Genomic DNA, 17,682 nt, shown 5'->3' with positions numbered 1-17,682 from the left:
TGTCCCATTGAGATGATGAGCGAGCAGATGGCGAAGTACCATGAGGCGCCATCATCGACACATTGACGGTGTTGCACTCAGAACCTGCATCCGCCCCGTTTTCGTCTTGACGTGTTAGAGTCCATGCTACAAGACCACCTACAGCAGCACCAGCAACCGTTGCCAACGTGGCTGGGAGTAAAGCTCCAACAGCGGCTGTAGTAATAACACCGGTTATAATGGAAGCGGAGTTGGCAACGGCCTCTTTTTCGATCTGTGTCAGCGTTTCCCCTTCAGGTGCGTTGGCAATATTATAGAACGCAACCCCCGCTGTTACTGCGCCCCTATGTGTTTCAGGTTATTCGCCAGCTCGGCAAAGTCATCTGCCTGCTCTGATACCCCCTCAACGAATCCCTTATCCAAGGGTCCTCTATTATTATTTTCAAATATGTAAAAGTTGCCTTGTTCTATTCCTCTTTTCAGAGCATTGCTGGCATTTTCGTATACCTTTCTTTGATAACCCAACGCGCCGCCGGTCACGCCCACGGAGATAGCCTGAATGTCGGAGTCGAGTGATGCTTCGTGCATTCTAGACAAGAGATCTTGAAACGTTGCATCTTCGCTCAGGTCTTTGCTCTCAATGGTTGCCTCGTCTTCAGAAAGCAAAGAACTGATATAAGGACTCTGGCTCAAGCGAATCAGCTCTACCATAGCGTCGTCGCTATTGTGTTGCGCTGAACCTTCTAAAGTCGCCTCATCCTTGGCGACCACTATTTCTTTATCACCAACAGCCATTACAAACCTCCTATCAATAACTTATATTCATTTTAAAAACCCACCGCCAAACATCATAAAAAATTTTACCAAAATTATATTTATGGTACTTTGCATGGTAGAAAAAGCCATCCACCACAAGAGCGTTAAAAACGGCATGAGAAGGAAAACATGGCTAGCCAACAGAATCACCAGACTTGCTATCCCGGGCTTTTCCACACGACTCCCTATAACACTTGGATACATATAAGAAGACATCCAATAAAACAAAACAACCACAGGAACAGCTATCAATAATTTCCATGGCGTACCATTCAAAATGCTCTTTGGACTTGAGCGCCATCGCTCAAGCAATATCTTTTCTTCAATACTGTCAACAGAAAACCAAAACCAGTGCGCAACAAAAAAAGCGAAAACAAAAAAGTAACTTCTCAACATATCAGTGAAGATATATACCACCTCAAATTCCGGCACCGGGGTCAGCTCTTCATCAATTAGCACGACCGGATAATTCTGGGAAACCAGCAAGCCGGTAATACGCGACGGCGGCCAGTCTCGAGCAAAGTCGTCACTGCCAAACGTCAACAGCATTTGATAAACCAACGACACACAGAGCGCCGGCGATATAAAACAGAGAAAAATCGTCATATTTTGGCGAGTTTTTACATACATCTTCTCGACCTGGATATCCGGATAAGGCAACTGCGGAAGATGCCGCCGAAACACGAGGCAGGCCCACCAGGTAAGAGAGAACATGACAAGCGACCACTGGAAATTCCAGAAGAATCCTAGGGTCATGATGACGTACATAATAATCAGATAGCGCATAATATTTGCTTTAAGGATATAAATGCCATGCAACGAATCGCCCTAAAAGCTTTTAGACAAAACCCACTTCAGCCATAACCACTGGGCGCTTCTGCTCTAGTTTTCGAAGTCAGCTGCAGTCATTGGCACCCCCAGACTGCCGACCCGGCACGGCACTGGCTATTCAACACTGACTTTCCCAAGACATTATTGCCGTATACGCTATCCATCTTGCAGACAGCCAACCTTGTCTGTTTACAATCAGAAACAATATTAGCAAAAACCGCTACAAAGCGATGTCATCCTGAGATTAACACAATGTAAGCTTTTTCTTACACAGAGCTGCTCAACGCGTCTCTGCCCATAATGTTAAACGCAACCTCATCCAGTCCCTGCAGCTATAGACCGATAGATCCGCCCACCTTGGACAATCACTGCCATGTGAGCCCATAAAGAGGTGACGGTCTTCGCCAGGATCAGGTCACCGCTTTTGAGTTCGACGAGGGTATCGACAGTCGCTGCATTGCTCTCCCCTTTGATCAGGTCGCCTTCCCTGCGGCCAATCGTGAGCCGGTCATCCACCTGAGCATCCAGCGATGCACAGACAAAAATCCCCCCGCCGTCACGATGGACAACGGGGGGATATGACAGACGCTACGTTTTCACCGATCGATGCGCGCGGCATCGTCGGCAAAGCGATGTCAGGCCTGGCGATACACCGGCAAGCGCGCGCAGACGGCCTCGACCTTGGCCTTGACGTCGGCTTCGGCCTGGCTGGCATCGCCCTGCTGCATGGCGTCGAGGATGTCGCAGATCCAGCCGGCGAGGTCAGCGCATTCACTCTCGCCGAAGCCGCGTGTGGTCACGGCAGGCGTGCCGATGCGCAGCCCGGAGGTCACGAACGGGCTCTGCGGGTCGTTGGGCACGGCGTTCTTGTTGACGGTGATGTGGGCGCGACCCAGGGCGGCGTCCGCATCCTTGCCGGTCAGGCCCTGCTTGACCAGCGACAGCAGGAAGAGGTGGTCTTCGGTGCCGCCGGAGACGACGTCATAGCCGCGCTCGATGAACACACCGGCCATGGCCTTGGCATTGGCGACCACCTGCTGCTGGTAGGCCTTGAAGTCGGGCTCCATCGCTTCCTTGAAGCAGATCGCCTTGGCAGCGATGACGTGCATCAGCGGACCGCCCTGGCTACCGGGGAACACGGCGGACTGGAACTTCTTCTCGATCTCGGCGTTGTTCTCGGCGGAGAGAATCAGGCCACCGCGCGGACCGCGCAGGGTCTTGTGCGTGGTGGTGGTGACCACATGCGCATGCGGCAAGGGGCTGGGATAGACACCCGCCGCGACCAACCCCGCGATATGCGCCATGTCGACCAGCAGGTAGGCCCCCACCTCGTCGGCGATCTCGCGGAACTTGGCCCAATCGATGATCTGCGAATAGGCCGAGAAACCGGCAATGATCATCTTCGGCTGGTGCTCGCGCGCCAGACTAGCGACCTGGTCATAATCGATCAGGCCGTTGTCGTCGAGGCCGTACTGCACGGCGTTGTAGTGCTTGCCGGAGAAGTTGGGCTTGGCGCCGTGGGTCAGGTGACCGCCTGCGTCGAGGCTCATGCCCAGCACGGTGTCGCCGGGCTTGACCAGCGCCTGGAACACCGCGCCGTTGGCCTGAGAGCCGGAATGAGGCTGCACGTTGGCGTAGGTCGCGTCGAACAACGCCTTGGCATAGTCGATGGCCATCTGCTCGACGACATCGACGTGCTCGCAGCCACCATAATAGCGCTTGCCGGGATAGCCTTCCGCGTACTTGTTGGTCAATTGCGTGCCCTGCGCCTGCATGACGCGCGGGCTGGCATAGTTCTCGGAAGCAATCAGCTCGATGTGCGCTTCCTGACGGCCCACTTCCTGTTGCATGGCGTCCCACAGGGCATCATCGAAACCGGCAATCTGCATGTCACGGGTGAACATCGGCAAGAGTCCTCGAATCACGGAAGGTCAGCGCGGCGGGCGCCGCACGGGGTCAACGAGGCGCCATGATAGCGCAGCGCAGGACGCCTTTCATATGAAAGGCAGTCATCCGTCGCTGCATGATTTCTCATGGTCGCTTTAGGATCGCTCAATCACACGCGATGACCGAAACCCCGCCTGGCGATGAGGGAATCCATCTTCTCTATCAGCTCGCGCGGCGCTACGCTGGCCTGGCTCATCGACGAGGGTCGATGAGTCGAAGGAATGCACCGGGCATGGATGCCCCCACCGACAATGCCCTGCAAGCCTGGTCTTTCCCGCCGCACGATCAAACGATCTCCGGCGGGGCTTCTTGCGTGCCCCTTCATCGCGGATAAAGTCGCTGCCCAATATTCATCCTCCCCCGCGATCTCATGTCTCCCCCAGCAGCCGCAAGCTTTCCATGGGGGCTTGCCGGCGCACGGAACGTGTCAGCAGATGACCGATGCCACCGATGAGCAGTGCCCCGCCCACGGGCAGCACGATCCATAGCGGCCAATGCAGACGCGGCGGCAGATCGAACCACACCAGGTAGACGCCAAGCGCCGCCGCTTCCGCCAGCAACGCCCCCAGCAGGCCACTGGCGATGCCCAGCAACGCGAACTCGGCGCCTTGAATGCGTGCGATCATTCGGTCACCGGCGCCGAACACCCGCAGCAACGCGCCTTCATGAGCACGCATCGGGCGGCTTGCGGTGAGCGCAGCATAGAGAACGCTCACCCCGGCCAACAACACGAACACCAGTACCAGCTCGATGGCACGGGTCACTTGCGCCAGCAATTCGCGGACTTGCTCGAGAATGGCATCGACATTCAGCAGCGAGACACTGGGGTAGCGCGAGACCAGCTTGCCGATGGTCGCTTGGCGGTCATTCTCCAAATGAAACGAGGTGATATAGCTATGGCTGAACCGCTCGAGCGCCCCCGGGGGAAAAATGACGAAAAAATTGGGCCGAAAACTTTCCCAATCGAGGCTTCGCAAACTGGTGACACGCCCTGACACGTGCTCGCTGCCGATATCGAAACCCAACACATCACCGAGAGAGACGTCGAGGCGCTCGGCCAGTCCCTGTTCCATGGAAATCGGCACCGGGCGGTCGTCCCCGGCAGGCGCGTCCGCATCGAACCATTCGCCGGCGACGATACGATTGCCCGCTGGCAACGTCGCGCGCCAGGTCAGATTGAGTGCTCGACGTAACTCGTCCGGTGCTTCTTGATCCGCCGACACTGTTGCCTCGGCGGGCTGATCATTGATGGTGACCAGTCGCCCGCGCACGATGGGGTACAGATCACTGCGCGTGTCACTGGCATTCTCGACGATCTCGCGAAAGCCGTCGCGTTCATCGGGCTGGATGTTGATAGCGAAGTAGTTGGGCGTATTCTCGGGCAGCTGGGCTTCCCAGGCACTCACCAGATCGCCACGCACCAGCGCGATGATCGCCATGGCTGCGAAAGTGACCGAAAAAGCGAGCAACTGTCCCAGGCTTGCCTGCCGACGACGTGCCAATTGCCGCGCCCCCAGGCGCCATGCGTGCCGCGCGCCGTGGCGGTCGTCACCCGCGGCGCCTCGCACCAGCCATAGCAACGCCGTGAGCAGGACATGGCCCAGCGCCCAGAGCAACGCCAAGGCCAGCTCGCCGCCGACCAACAGCCCCAGCGACAGCATGAAGTCCCCCGAATACAGCCACAGCAAGGCCCCGAACACCAGGCTGGCCACGCCGATCACGACCCACCCCGACACCGGCATGGGGTCGAGTTCACGACGCAGCACCTTGAGTGCACTGACGCACTTGAGACGTAACAGCATCGGCCCCGCGAACCCGACGAGAATCGCCAGCGCCGTGAACACGCCCATCAACAAGGGCAATGGGCCCGGTGGCGGCAGTTCGAGGGGCAAGAAACGAGTGAGGATCGCCAGCAACCCGGCCTGTCCTGCTAGTCCCAGCAACGCTCCCGCCACCGAGGCCGCCACGGCCAGCCACATGAGCTGCAGAGAAAACAAGGTCGAGAGTTGCCGTTGCGAGGCGCCGAAACAGCGTAACAACGCCGCCGTGTCCAGGTGTCGGTCGACATAGCGACGCGTAGCCATGGCGACCGCCACCCCTGCCAGTAACACGGCCGCGAGCCCCGACAAGCTCAGATAGCGCTGCGCACGGTCCAGCGCGCCGCCCAACCGGGGCCGATCCTCGCGCACGTCGCGGACCTCGACACCGTTGTCGCGCAGCCTATCCAGCCGCGACTGCACGCGCGCCACGGCGTCGGGCGGTCCCTTGGCCAACAGCTCGTATTCGAGCCGCGAGCCGGGTTGCACCAGCCCCGTGGCGGGCAGATCGTCACGATGCATCATCACACGCGGGTTGAAGGCAGAGAAGCCGGCACTCTGGTCCGGCTCGCGCTCGACCAGACCGCTCACGGTGAAGGTGCTCTCGCCGATACGCAGGGTATCGCCGATCTCGAATCCCATTAACCGTGCCAGCCGGGGTGCGACCCACACACTGCCGGGGTCGGGTCCATGGGCCAGCGTCTCGGTGCCATCACCACGTTCGACACGCACTTGCCCATACAATGGGTATGCAGGGTCAACGACCTTGAGGCTGACCGGCTGGAAGGCGTTATCGCGACTGGCCATCGAGACCAGGTCGACCTGTTGCGAGAGCGTCAATCCGGCATCACGCAGCGTCTGGCGCAGCTCTTTGGTGAACGGATCACTCTGCTCGAGCACCAGGTCGCCGCCCATTAGCTGTCCGGCCTGACGGGTCAGTCCCCGGTCCAGGCGATCCAGGAAGAAGCCGATCATCGTCGAGGCCGCCACCGCAAGCATCAGCGCCACGAATAGCGCGCGCACATCGGCGGCACGCAGATCGCGTCGTAGCCCCTTGAGGGATAGCGAAAAGGCCTTCACGATGCCACCTCGGCGTGGTCCATGAGCTGCAGGCGCCCTTCTTCCAGGCGCAGACAACGCTCGCAGCGACTCGCCAAGGCATGATCGTGCGTGACCAGCACCAGGGTCGTGCCCATTTCCCGGTTGAGTTCGAACAACAAGTCAATGATATGCGCCCCGGTGGCCCGATCGAGGTTGCCCGTGGGCTCATCGGCGAAGACCAGGCGCGGGTGGCTGACGAAGGCACGCGCCACCGCCACGCGTTGCTGCTCACCGCCGGAAAGCTGTTTGGGGAGATGATCGAGGCGCTCACCCAGCCCTACCCGCGACAGCCAGGTGCGCGCCCGCTGTTCGTCATCGCTCGATGGCGCAAGCTCTTGGGGCAGCAGCACGTTTTCCAGCGCCGTCAGGGTTGGCAGGAGTTGAAAGTTCTGGAAGACGAACCCCACTTGCCCGGCACGCAATCGTGCCCGGCCATCTTCGCCCAGCGCCGTCAGGGACTCGCCGAACAACTGAATCTCGCCCTCGCTCGGAGTGTCCAGGCCGGCCAGCAAGCCCAGCAGGGTCGACTTTCCCGACCCGGAACTTCCCAGGATGGCCACACTTTCACCGGTATGGACCTCCAGCGCCAAGTCATCGAGAATCGTCAGTACACGCTCACCACTGCGCACGCGCTGTGACACCTGTGCGGCGTGTAGAATGGAAACCTTCGAGTCGTTCAGGGAGTCGTCGACCATGCGAGAGAGTTCCTTGGTATTGGGAATCTGGCCAAAAGAGCGCCGATCATGGACACGTGCCTGCCTTCAGGTCCTGATGGTCGCCGTGTTGTGTTTCGCTGCGGGACATGCTGTGAATGCCCGCGCCGCCACCTTATTGGTGGTCGGCGACAGCCTGAGCGCGGCCTACGGTATCGAACGCGACGCCGGCTGGGTCAACTTGCTGCGACAACGCCTGGGCAGTCAACACCAAGTGATCAACGCCAGCATCAGCGGCGATACGACCTCGAACGGCGCGGCACGCCTGCCGGCACTGCTCGAGCGCCATTCACCGGACATCGTGCTGCTTGAATTGGGCGGTAACGACGGCTTGCGGGGGCTTTCACCCCAGCAGATGAAGCTCAATTTGAGTGACATGATCGAAAAAAGCCAGGCCGCCGGCGCACGCGTACTCTTGTTGGGTATCGAAATTCCGCCCAACTATGGCGCAACCTACACGGACGCTTTTCGCGGTGTCTTCCGGCAGCTCAGTGAAGAATATGGCATTCCGCTGGTGCCCTTCATCCTGGACGGCATCGCCTTGAAAGACGCCATGATGCAGGACGACGGCATCCACCCTACCGCCGAGGCACAACCCATCATTCTCGAGAACGTGTGGGAAAAACTGGCGCCCATGCTTGCGCAGGAGGCCGACCGACGCGCATGACTCGGCATGGCTTATTCACCTCTGTACTGCGCGCGTCGATCCAGCCTAATGCTTTTCCAGGATGAAAGCGACGCCGCCACTGCCAACGGTTGATTTTATGCATAGCAGCGATGACTATGCCAACAACGCTTGGCTGGCATGCAGCGCCGACAGTACAAAGGAGACGTCGATGAGCGACATGGACACCGCGCTGGTGGCCGCCTACCGGTTGAACGGCCAGGGGGGCGGCGACACATTGCGCGTGCCCGAGCTGCAATCCGCCTGGGCCGATGATGAGGCCCCCGTGTGGATGCATCTCGACTTCCGCCACGATGATGTTGCGAGCTACCTTGATGACTTGGCGGCGCTCGACGAGGCCGTGGTCGAAGCGTTGCTCGAGGAAGACACGCGGCCGCGCGTGGCCAAGTTCGGGCGCGGTATCGTCACCACCCTGCGCGGCGTCAACCACAACCCCGGCGCCGCCATGGACGACATGATCTCGCTGCGGGTATGGATGACACCCAAGCGCATGATCACGCTGCGCCGCCGCCCTCTGAAGGCCGCCAGTGATGTCCGTGAACGCCTGGATGCCGGCGAAGGCGCGCTGTCGGTGCCTGACCTGCTCGCCTGGCTGGTCGAGGCGCTGGTGGACCAGGTCGGCGACTACTCGCATCAACTGGACAACAGTCTCGGCGAACTCGAAGAACTGCAACTCGCCCAGGGCGATGTCGACGCCGACGATCTCACCCGATTGCGCCGCCCGCTGATCACGCTACGCCGTTTCATGGGACCGCAGCGCGACTGTCTCTCACAGCTTGCCCAGGGACCGCTGTGGCTGGACGAGGCCACGCAGGTGTCGTTGCGCGAGAATGCCAACCAGCTCTCGCGCTACGTCGAGGATTTCAGTGCCATGCAGGAACGTGCACTGATTCTCCAGGAACAAATCTGGAGCGAACACAACGAGCAGCTCAATCAGCGCATGTACATGCTGGCCATCATCACCACCGTCTTCCTGCCCTTGAGCTTCTTGACGGGCCTGCTCGGTGTCAACGTCGGTGGGATACCCGGCGCCGATAGCCCCTATGGCTTCGCGGTGTTCATCGTGCTCACTATAGTCATGGGCTTCGGCGTGATGTGGCTGCTCAAACGCAAGCATTGGTGGTGACAGGGTCAAGAAGACCCAGCGTGCACCAGACACGCGCATTCTACACAATATGCAAAGGGTAACGTCATTAAGCCGATCGATAACGCCAACACAAACGCCCGTCCCCACCAACCCGGGACATTCAGGTAAATGAACATCACCCGGCGGCGGCTACTTTCCGGGCTTAGTGCCGGCATGCTGTGCCTGCTGATGGGCGTGCCCTCGTCTGCTCCGGCATTCAATCCTGAACGCATACGCCAGAAGATGCGGCAGGCGTATGGTGCGCCAGGCGTCGCGCTGATCGATGAGTGGCTAGCAATGGTTCAGCGACTGCGGGACGCACGGCTGGGTGATCAAATGCGCGAGGTGAACGATTTCTTCAACCGCAGAGTGCGCTGGCGGGACGACATCGACATCTGGGGGCAGAAAGATTACTGGGCCACACCGTTGGAAATACTTGGTAGGCGCGCTGGCGACTGTGAAGATTATTCGATTGCCAAATACATCACGCTCAAAGAGCTCGGCGTGCCGGGCAACAAGCTCCGCATGATCTACGTGCGCGCACGGATTGGCCGGTCTGGGCGGACCCAGGCACACATGGTGCTGGGCTACTATCAAACGCCGGCATCCGAGCCTTTACTGCTGGATAACATGATTCTTTCCATACGCCCCGCCTCGGAGCGAAACGATCTCGATCCAGTATTCAGTTTCAACAGCAGTGGCTTATGGGCCGGTGGTTCGCAAGAATCACGCGCTGACCCCTTAGCGCGACTTTCTCGTTGGCAAAGTGTCGTCAGCCGTATGCGCGATCAAGGATTTATATAAGAGGATACAGCATGTCTCTCATCAAGCAGCTCTGGCTGACGGTGCTCCTGATACTACTACTGGCGTTCGTGGGCAGCTTGGCGGTAAGCGTGAACTCCACCCGCTATTACGTTGAGCGGGAATTGCAGATCAAGAACGCCGACAATGCCAATGCCCTGGCGCTGTCCATGACGCAGATGGAAAAAGATGATGTGAGCATCGAGCTGTTGATGTCGGCACAGTTCGATACCGGTCACTATCGCCTGATCGAGCTGCGTTCTCCCACGGGTGAGATAATAGCACGCCGCGAGGCAACGTCCCTCGACAATGGCGTACCCGACTGGTTCGTTGACTTGGTGCGCTTTGATGTCGCCCCCGGTAAAGCCGTGGTGCAGGACGGCTGGAGCCAGTACGGGACCTTGACCCTGGCCAGCCAGCATCAATATGCCTACCGGACGTTATGGCACAGCACGCTGGTCATGACTGGCTGGTTTGCATTGGTGGGAGTGATCAGTCTACTACTGGCATGGTGGATTGTGCGCACGATCCGCCGCCCTTTGACCGAAGTAGTCCGACAGGCACGCAGCATTAGTGCGCGCCGTTTCACCACATCCCCCGCGCCGCGTACGCTCGAGCTGCGCGAGGTGGTGCAGGCGATGAATACACTGTCGGGTGCCGTGCATGGCATGCTCAGCGAAGAAACCGGCAAACTCGACCAGCTACGCCGTCGGCTTCAGGAAGATGCCACGACAGGGGCATCGAATCGCGCGACCCTACTGGACCATTTGCAGCGCAACCTGGACAGCGATTCCCAACATTCCAGCGGTTTGTTGATCATGGTACGCATTGCTGACCTGTCCGACGTGAACGCGCGCCTGGGCCGCCAAGCCACCGATGACGCATTGAAAGCGCTGGTGGAACATTTATCCCAGCTGGCGGTCACGCTGGGCGGCGGCGAAGTAGGCCGTTTGAACGGTAGTGACTTCCTGCTGATGGTGCCTGGCGGTCAGGATATCGACCACGTGAGCGACGCGCTCAAACATCAGCTGACGCTGCTGCGCGACGCCGTGGCGGAGCCGCTGCGGCTGCCCGCGGCGCTTACCGAATACACCCACGGCGATACGCCTTCCCAGCGCCTCGCCGCTCTGGACGGCGCCCTGGCCGATGCCGAGGGCCGTGGCGATATGGCGCTGGTAGTGGCCGCCGGCGCGGCCCGTTCGCCGCTGTATACCACCCACGACGCCTGGCGCACTGCGCTGCTCAAGGCGATAGACGCCGGCGTGGCGCTGGCCCATTTCCCCGTGGTCAACGCCCGACAGGAGGTGGTGCATTATGAAGCACCCTCGCGACTCGAGCTGAACGGCGAGTGGCGCACTGCGGGTCTCTTCATGCCTTGGGTGACCCGGCTTCAACTGGAGGATCGCCTGGATCTCGCCGTGGCCGAACGCGCGCTGGCCCTCATCGAAAGCGATCAACAGCCTATGGGCATTAATCTCTCCGGCCGCGCGGTGGCTGATATGGCGTTTATCAAGGCGCTACGTCAACGCCTTGAGCACGCCCCCGAGGCGGCAAGCAAGCTGTGGATCGAGCTACCCGAAAGTACCGCGCTGCATGACCTGGCAAGCTTCCGGTTATTGTGCCGCGAGCTGCAGCACACCGGCGTGCGGATTGGTCTGGAACACGTGGGAAGCGAATTTACCCGCCTGGCCGACCTGCACGATCTGGGGCTGGCCTTCCTCAAGTTTGATGCCAGCTTGGTCAGCGGCGTCGATCAGGCGTTTGACCAGCAAACCATCCTGCGCGGCATGGCCACTCTGGCCCACTCGCTGGGCATCCTGGCCATCGCCGAAGGCGTTAAACGCCGCGAAGAAGCCGAGACCCTGTTTGACCTAGGGCTTGATGCAGTTACCGGGCCTGGCGTGAAAGTGCCGTAAGCTTGCTGCTCGACGCCCGCAGGTGACAGCTTGAATTGAAATCGGCGGCCTGGAAGCCGCTGATTAATGTCATGAGCGACGCTTAGATCACGTCGCTGTCATCGTCGCTTATCAGCCCCACGTCGTTGACACGCTTGCGCAGCGACTGCCTGTCCAGAAGCTTTTCCTGGGCTTTTTCGGGCAGGTCCGTGAAGCGAATAATCCCCTTGTCCATCAGCAGGTTGATGACGTCTTCCAGTACCCGCACGAATTCCAGGTCCGACTGGCGCAGCCGCTCCGCTTCTGCATCCTCGGCACTGATAAAACGCTGCAGTTCCGCAGATGCCGGCGACACGAATTCCTGGCACTGTTCATTGGCGATTCGGCTTACCTGGCTAATCAGGCCCTGGCTGTCACGGTTGACATACATGGTAGTGGCGCTCCCGGCGGCAGCCAAGCTGCCATCATCATTGAGTAGGATTAGCCTAACAAAAGGCCCCGCACGGCGGTACCGAGCGGGGTCAATCAGGTCAGTTCAGGCTTACTCGATATCGAGTTTGCCGTCCTGGATCAAGTGTGTGAAATCTTCACCCGAGGTGACGCCCAGATCTGCAGCTGAGACGTCTTTCAGGGTTACGTTCTTGCTGCCACCTTCACCACTCTTCTGAGTGATCTCGATATTCACGTTGTTGCCTTCATCGCTGGCCTTCACGAAGTAGTCATCAAGCGTGCCGGTATCGCCATCGTCCAGTAGATCAGAAAGATCCAACACATCATTCGCCACATCAAAACGCTCGATAGTGACGTCGTCTGAGCTGTCATCCAGCACGAACTGTTCGGCACTGTCGTCATCGCCGACAAGAATGCTGCCAACCGACGATCCACTGGTCAGTTCTACGTTGTCGATGTAGAGATGCTCGTCCGGTGAAGAGCTATTGTTGTCAATCTTCAGGTTGATATTACCGTATTCATCGGCAATCGATTCAAACTTGATTTTGTCGTTAAAACCACCCCTATGCTGAATTTTTTGCTCGCCGTTAGCTTCGACCGTAAACTCATCTCCCCAGCGGCCATTATTATCATCCCAGCTACTAGAGCCGCCGGTTGATGTCCTCGCATCAAAACTGAGCTCTACTGTATCGCCTGGATTAAAGCCAGAGTAAGTCTTGCTTACCGACTCACCTTTCCAAACTTCCATGTAATCATTCGGCGAGTAAGCTTCTTCGCCCTCATAGCTTCCTTGGCTTAACCAACCATCATTCCCTGAGTTGAAGTCGTCAGTCTCAGTCTTGGTGTTATCACCCGCGCTGGTGATGTCAAAGTCGAAAGCGACCTCATCGCCATCAGCATCTTCGGCCATGACCTGAAGAGTGGTAGTACCCTGGGCAGCGCCGCTCAGTGTGTACTCACCGGTGTTGAGGTTGGCGTTAAGTGTGCCACCCAGCACGTTGTGAATAGTGATATCACCGTGCACGTCAGGCGTGTAAGACGTATCGCCAACCTTCAGTGACTTGAGACCAGCATTTGCGCCTTGGTCGTCAGAGCCGAAGTCTACGTTATCGAGCAGGTTGCCTTCCAGGGTTCCATCAGCGGTAATCGCCTGTTCGTTGCTGGCAGTCGGCTGGGTATCAGCGTTGATGTCGAAGAGGACGTCAAAGTTAGCCGTATCGCCATCAGCATCCGAGGCGGTGACCGTAAACTGCTTCTGGGTATCCGCGTTAAACTCACGCGCAGTGGCGCTATAACTATAGGTACCTGCTGCAAAATCTACCGCCAGTCGGCCATCGCCTTGTAGCGCAATGGTGGCACCGTCAGCAAAATCTGCCGCGGTGTAGGTAGTGCCATCAACCGTAATCGAATCGAAGTTGATCGCACCGTCACCGCCGGTCACGTTGTCGTTCAAATCGCCATCAAGCGTGAGGCGAACCGGATCAATCGCCGCTTCCAGATCGCTTTCATTCTCGACCACCAGCGTCTCGGAGACGTTGTTGCCTGCCTCGGCAAGTTGATCCAGATAGTAGGTGTTGGTGATTCCACCACCTAGCGCAACGACGTTTAGCGAGTTGATGTGGTTGGAGACAAAGTCGTTCCAGGTATCCTGATAGATACCATCAAATAAGCCTGGCTCCCCGTTATAGCCATCATCATTTTCGGTGGTCGGTTCCCCGTCCGAGATAAAGTAAGCGATCGTCTGGTCCGCAGCAGGCGCACTATCGGCTTCGCTGACTGTTTTTGCTACTGCGTCTTCATAGTTGGTCTTGCCACCTGCCTGAAGTTGCTCGATCTGGGTAATCGCGTCTGCTGCGCTCATCCAGTCGTAGTCGCTGGCCCAGGCACCAAAGGTCGTCAGTTTGACATTGACGTTCCCCATGTCTTCGTAGCTGTTGATCATGTTGACTAACGCATCTTTGGCCAGCTCGAAGCGCGTGGTGGTGCCCTCTCCATTCGCCTGTTGGATTTCATCGTTCATGCTGCCGGAGGTGTCCAGCGTCAGATAGATATTGCTGCTGACCGGATCAGCCGTCGCGGCGGCAAAGTCCATGCTGCGCGTTTCACCCGATGCGGTGGGTACCGAATCCGCATTCACCGCCAGTGAATAGCTTTCCTGCGACCAGGAAAAGCCATCCGACACGCTGAAGTCAAAGGCGGTATCTTGTGCCGCATCGTTGCTCTGGGTGTAGACCAGATCGCCATTGGCAATCGCATCTGCGCTGATGACGTCGCCCGCTTCTACGGCATCGCCATTGAGCGTCAACACGCCGGCGTTTGCATCAGGAAGCGAGTCAATGCGTACCGACTGAAGTTGATCGCCGCTATCCGGGTCGCTGAATTCACCGAAGTCAGCCGTGGTCAGGACGAGGCCTTCACCGGCGTTGGCATTCACCTCGTCATCGGTAGACTCAGGCGCACTGTTGGCAATGGCATCCAGCGCGAAACTTGTCTCTACACTGTCGCCATCGGCATCGGTGGCGCGATAATCAACGCTGAGCGAACCGTCCTCGAGTGCCTGATACTGGAAGAATTCCCACTGTCCCGTGGCCGGCGTCAGTTGGAGCTGGAAGACCAGCTCGCCGTCGCCGTCACGCGCCACGATGGCGTTGTCACTGGTGTCGATATCGGTAACCGGGGTGCCGTCTTTCAGTGCAACCTCGCTCGCCAGGCCCGTCAACGCCAGGCTGCTGGGGCCATCGGCACCGTAATTGACGTCAAGCGAGCTTTTCGCGTAGCCGATCGGCGCACCGGTAGAGCCGGTGAACTCGATAGACGAAACGGTAAAGTCGCTATTGTCGGTGTGGTTCGGGCCATTGTCATTGTCATCGGCTTTCAGCACGATGGTATCGAAGCCACCGTCTTCTACCTGGAAGTTGCCCGCATAGTTGCCGCTATTGGCGTCTGAGCTAAACGACTGAGTAGAAATCAATTCGCCACCGCGGTAGAACTCGGCAATACCGGTTTCCAACTCGCCACCGAACATCTTGGAAAACTCGATCTTGGCGCCATAGGCAACCTGACCATTTTGCAGGGCAATATTGAGTGTTTCCGAGGCTTCGTCGTCGGCGGTCTTGCGGAAGTCGATCTCATTTTCAAGGTTGTGATAAGGCGACGCATCGCTGTCAACCCCAAGGCCAGCGCCCGATTGGTTAACCTCTGCGCCGACCAGATCGAGATCATTGGCGCTTTCAAAGCCCTGGCCCGTTACTACGACGTTTCCATCGGCAAAGGTAAACTGCGACTGACTGCCCTGGTTGCCGGTAAAGTCGACATTGCCCACGTAGATGTTGGGAATGCCTTCATTGGTAACGGTGACCGTGTCGGCTTCTTCCACGGTCGGGGTGTCATCATTGAAGTCGATCGTCAGCTCGCCGGTCTGGGTATCGCCATCGGCATTTTGCGCTGAGTAGTCAATCACTACGCTGGCATCGTTCTCGGTGTTGTCGCCCTCTTCACCATCGAGGGTATTGTGGAGCACGTTTTCCAGCAGGGTGACTGTATAGTTGCCTGCGTCATCAAGTTCAACGGTGAAGAGAGCTTCGCCTTCACGATCCTCCGCCGGGCTGTCACTGATGGTGGCGGTTAATACGCCGTTCGCCCAGCCGTAACTTACCTGCTCCTGACCCACCGTGGCGGTCTGACCATTCATGCCAGCAAAGTCGAGCGATTCAGCACCTGCCACGCCGATCTTGCCGGTGAAGATGCTCTCATCGTTGTCCTGACCTTCGCGGTCGCCAGGGCCACCAGCAAGACCGTTTTCCAGACCATCTTCGTCAACCAAGGCTGTTTGGCTATCGTCGAGGGTCAGCGGTATTTCGTAGCCCGCCAGATTGCTGGTGGAATCCACGGTCAGCGTTGCGCTGTCGGAGCCGCCTTCACCATCCATGATGGTGTAGTCGAAGCTTTCCCGCAGCGTGATGTCGGTGAGGAAGTAATCGCCTCCGTCAGTGTCCACATCGCTGTTTTCGTCAGCGAGACCTTCAAAGGCGATGTAGCGGAAGTCACCTGCGGCTTCTGCAGAGACATTGAGCCGGCCAACGTCATTGCTGCCATTCTGGTAAGCGACATCATCGGGGCCAAAGGTACCGCTGCCGACTAAATCACCCGCTTCGTTGTAGGTGTACCAGGCACCGCTCTCCCCGCCATTTTCGTTATTGAACAGGTTGCTAACGCCGAAAGAGAAGCCTCCGCCTTCGATGCTGTCGCCCATATCGGCGACCATGACTTCACCGTTATCGTTGATCTGCTCAGGCACAGGGCGTCCATCGCTGCCTGCAACACCGACACCTTTATCGGCGGTAACCTCGACAGCCTGCAAAGCGGCCGTATCCAGCGTGAAGTTATTCAGCAGATTACTTTGCAGGTTTCCATCGCCTCCAACGAAGCCGTAAAGCACGGGCTGCGGTTGATTTGATTCATAGCTGTAGCTGCCGTCGCTATTTAGCGTCAGTGTGCCAAAGTCGCCCTGGATAGGTTCACCAACGTTTGCGGCACGACCTCCGACTTCGCTGACAGTCAGCGTATCGTCTTCGTCAGGATCCGTGTCGTTCGACAACACGTAGCCACCAACGCTTTCACCAAAACCAACCTCGTTGGTGTCGTCTTGGGCGTCTGGAGCCACGTTGTATTCTCGACTAGCGTCGGCACTGAAGGCGTTGCCCGCTTCGTCGGTGCCGGTGACATTGGCGGCCATCGTATCGTTGGCGGCCAGCACTTCGCCGGCCACGTCGATGCTGTAGGTGAGGTCGTCCCCCACCGTACCTGCGTAGTTCTGGTCACCAATGGTCAGGGTAACGGTGTCGCCGGCGGCGGCATCGCCGGTGACGCTGCCGGTAATCGCAATCGTCTGACCCGCTTCGGTGTCGTTGACGGTGTTGTCGTCAGTCACCGGGTCGATGCTGATCGTGGCACTGGCGTCGGTATCGACGCTGTAGTCGCGGGTCGTATCCGCACTGAAGGCGTTGCCCGCTTCGTCAGCACCGGTCACTTCGGCGCTGACGGTGTCATGGGCGGCCAGCACTTCGCCGGCCACGTCGATGCTGTAGGTGAGGTCGTCCCCCACGGTGCCTTCGTAACTTTGGTCACCAATGGTCAGGGTAACGGTGTCGCCGGCGGCGGCATCGCCGGTGACGCTGCCGGTGATCGCAATCGTCTGACCCGCTTCGGTGTCGTTGACGGTGTTGTCGTCAGTCACCGGGTCGATGGTGATACCGGCTTGTGCAGTGGTATCCACTGCGTACTCACGGGCGGTGTCGGCACTGAAGGCGTTGCCCGCTTCGTCAGCACCGGTCACTTCGGCGCTGACGGTGTCATGGGCGGCCAGCACTTCGCCGGCCACGTCGATGCTGTAGGTGAGGTCGTCCCCCACGGTGCCTGCGTAGTTCTGGTCACCAATGGTCAGGGTAACGGTGTCACCGGCGGCGGCATCGCCGGTGACGCTGCCGGTGATCGCAATCGTCTGACCCGCTTCGGTGTCGTT

11 protein-coding genes are annotated in these 17,682 nt (G+C 58.5%); 4 read left to right on the top strand and 7 right to left on the bottom strand.

The window, feature by feature from the left end:
• Window positions 1-312: 312 nt before the first annotated feature.
• The 5 genes from C8E00_RS16250 to C8E00_RS16230 all read right to left on the bottom strand — a co-directional run bounded on the left by C8E00_RS16250 (window position 313) and on the right by C8E00_RS16230 (window position 7,186).
• Window positions 313-774, bottom strand: a complete 462-nt coding sequence (locus C8E00_RS16250) for a hypothetical protein (RefSeq protein ID WP_133698568.1) — start codon at window positions 772-774, stop codon at window positions 313-315.
• 27 nt (window positions 775-801) lie between these two features.
• A complete protein-coding gene (locus C8E00_RS16245; protein ID WP_133698567.1) occupies window positions 802-1,581 on the bottom strand; it encodes a hypothetical protein in 780 nt (259 codons plus the stop codon).
• 680 nt (window positions 1,582-2,261) lie between these two features.
• Window positions 2,262-3,530 carry a serine hydroxymethyltransferase gene (gene glyA / locus C8E00_RS16240; protein WP_133698566.1) on the bottom strand — a complete coding sequence of 423 codons (1,269 nt, stop codon included), beginning with the start codon at window positions 3,528-3,530 and terminating at the stop codon, window positions 2,262-2,264.
• 411 nt (window positions 3,531-3,941) lie between these two features.
• Window positions 3,942-6,470 (bottom strand): ABC transporter permease, encoded by a 2,529-nt coding sequence (locus C8E00_RS16235; RefSeq protein ID WP_133698565.1) that lies wholly within the window; start codon window positions 6,468-6,470, stop codon window positions 3,942-3,944.
• Window positions 6,467-7,186, bottom strand: a complete 720-nt coding sequence (locus tag C8E00_RS16230) for an ABC transporter ATP-binding protein (protein ID WP_133698564.1) — start codon at window positions 7,184-7,186, stop codon at window positions 6,467-6,469. The genes C8E00_RS16235 and C8E00_RS16230 overlap by 4 nt, the downstream gene beginning before the upstream one ends.
• Before the next feature lie 76 nt (window positions 7,187-7,262).
• Here C8E00_RS16230 and C8E00_RS16225 point away from each other — a divergent pair, with 76 nt between their 5' ends.
• From C8E00_RS16225 to C8E00_RS16210, 4 genes are all read left to right on the top strand, one after another.
• The gene (locus C8E00_RS16225) at window positions 7,263-7,871 is read left to right on the top strand and encodes an arylesterase (RefSeq protein ID WP_133698570.1); all 609 of its coding nucleotides are present in this window, start codon (window positions 7,263-7,265) and stop codon (window positions 7,869-7,871) included.
• Between the two features lie 169 nt (window positions 7,872-8,040).
• Window positions 8,041-9,015, top strand: a complete 975-nt coding sequence (locus tag C8E00_RS16220) for a zinc transporter ZntB (protein ID WP_133698563.1) — start codon at window positions 8,041-8,043, stop codon at window positions 9,013-9,015.
• A 129-nt stretch (window positions 9,016-9,144) separates the two neighbouring features.
• A complete protein-coding gene (locus C8E00_RS16215; RefSeq protein ID WP_243833215.1) occupies window positions 9,145-9,819 on the top strand; it encodes a transglutaminase-like cysteine peptidase in 675 nt (224 codons plus the stop codon).
• An 11-nt stretch (window positions 9,820-9,830) separates the two neighbouring features.
• The gene (locus C8E00_RS16210) at window positions 9,831-11,732 is read left to right on the top strand and encodes an EAL domain-containing protein (RefSeq protein WP_133698562.1); all 1,902 of its coding nucleotides are present in this window, start codon (window positions 9,831-9,833) and stop codon (window positions 11,730-11,732) included.
• 82 nt (window positions 11,733-11,814) lie between these two features.
• Here C8E00_RS16210 and C8E00_RS16205 read toward each other — a convergent pair whose 3' ends face one another.
• Together C8E00_RS16205 and C8E00_RS16200 are read right to left on the bottom strand one after the other, a co-directional pair.
• Window positions 11,815-12,141 (bottom strand): tryptophan synthase subunit beta like protein, encoded by a 327-nt coding sequence (locus C8E00_RS16205; protein ID WP_133698561.1) that lies wholly within the window; start codon window positions 12,139-12,141, stop codon window positions 11,815-11,817.
• A 111-nt stretch (window positions 12,142-12,252) separates the two neighbouring features.
• Window positions 12,253-17,682, bottom strand: a 5,430-nt coding sequence (locus C8E00_RS16200; protein WP_133698560.1) for an Ig-like domain-containing protein, incomplete at its 5' end; no start/stop codon positions are given.

The organism is Chromohalobacter marismortui (assembly GCF_004364315.1).
GTDB lineage: Bacteria > Pseudomonadota > Gammaproteobacteria > Pseudomonadales > Halomonadaceae > Chromohalobacter > Chromohalobacter marismortui.
The sequence above is the reverse complement of the archived record's forward strand: the minus strand, read 5'-3'. Positions and strand labels throughout refer to the sequence as shown.

Bases quoted from the DNA above. Each gene is read 5' to 3' on its own strand.
- C8E00_RS16250 (WP_133698568.1), bottom strand. From the start codon at position 774: ATGGCTGTTGGTGATAAAGAAATAGTGGTCGCCAAGGATGAGGCGACT.
- C8E00_RS16215 (WP_243833215.1), top strand. From the start codon at position 9,145: ATGAACATCACCCGGCGGCGGCTACTTTCCGGGCTTAGTGCCGGCATG.
- C8E00_RS16225 (WP_133698570.1), top strand. From the start codon at position 7,263: ATGGTCGCCGTGTTGTGTTTCGCTGCGGGACATGCTGTGAATGCCCGC.
- C8E00_RS16205 (WP_133698561.1), bottom strand. From the start codon at position 12,141: ATGTATGTCAACCGTGACAGCCAGGGCCTGATTAGCCAGGTAAGCCGA.
- glyA (WP_133698566.1), bottom strand. From the start codon at position 3,530: ATGTTCACCCGTGACATGCAGATTGCCGGTTTCGATGATGCCCTGTGG.
- C8E00_RS16245 (WP_133698567.1), bottom strand. From the start codon at position 1,581: ATGCGCTATCTGATTATTATGTACGTCATCATGACCCTAGGATTCTTC.
- C8E00_RS16220 (WP_133698563.1), top strand. From the start codon at position 8,041: ATGAGCGACATGGACACCGCGCTGGTGGCCGCCTACCGGTTGAACGGC.
- C8E00_RS16210 (WP_133698562.1), top strand. From the start codon at position 9,831: ATGTCTCTCATCAAGCAGCTCTGGCTGACGGTGCTCCTGATACTACTA.
- C8E00_RS16230 (WP_133698564.1), bottom strand. From the start codon at position 7,186: ATGGTCGACGACTCCCTGAACGACTCGAAGGTTTCCATTCTACACGCC.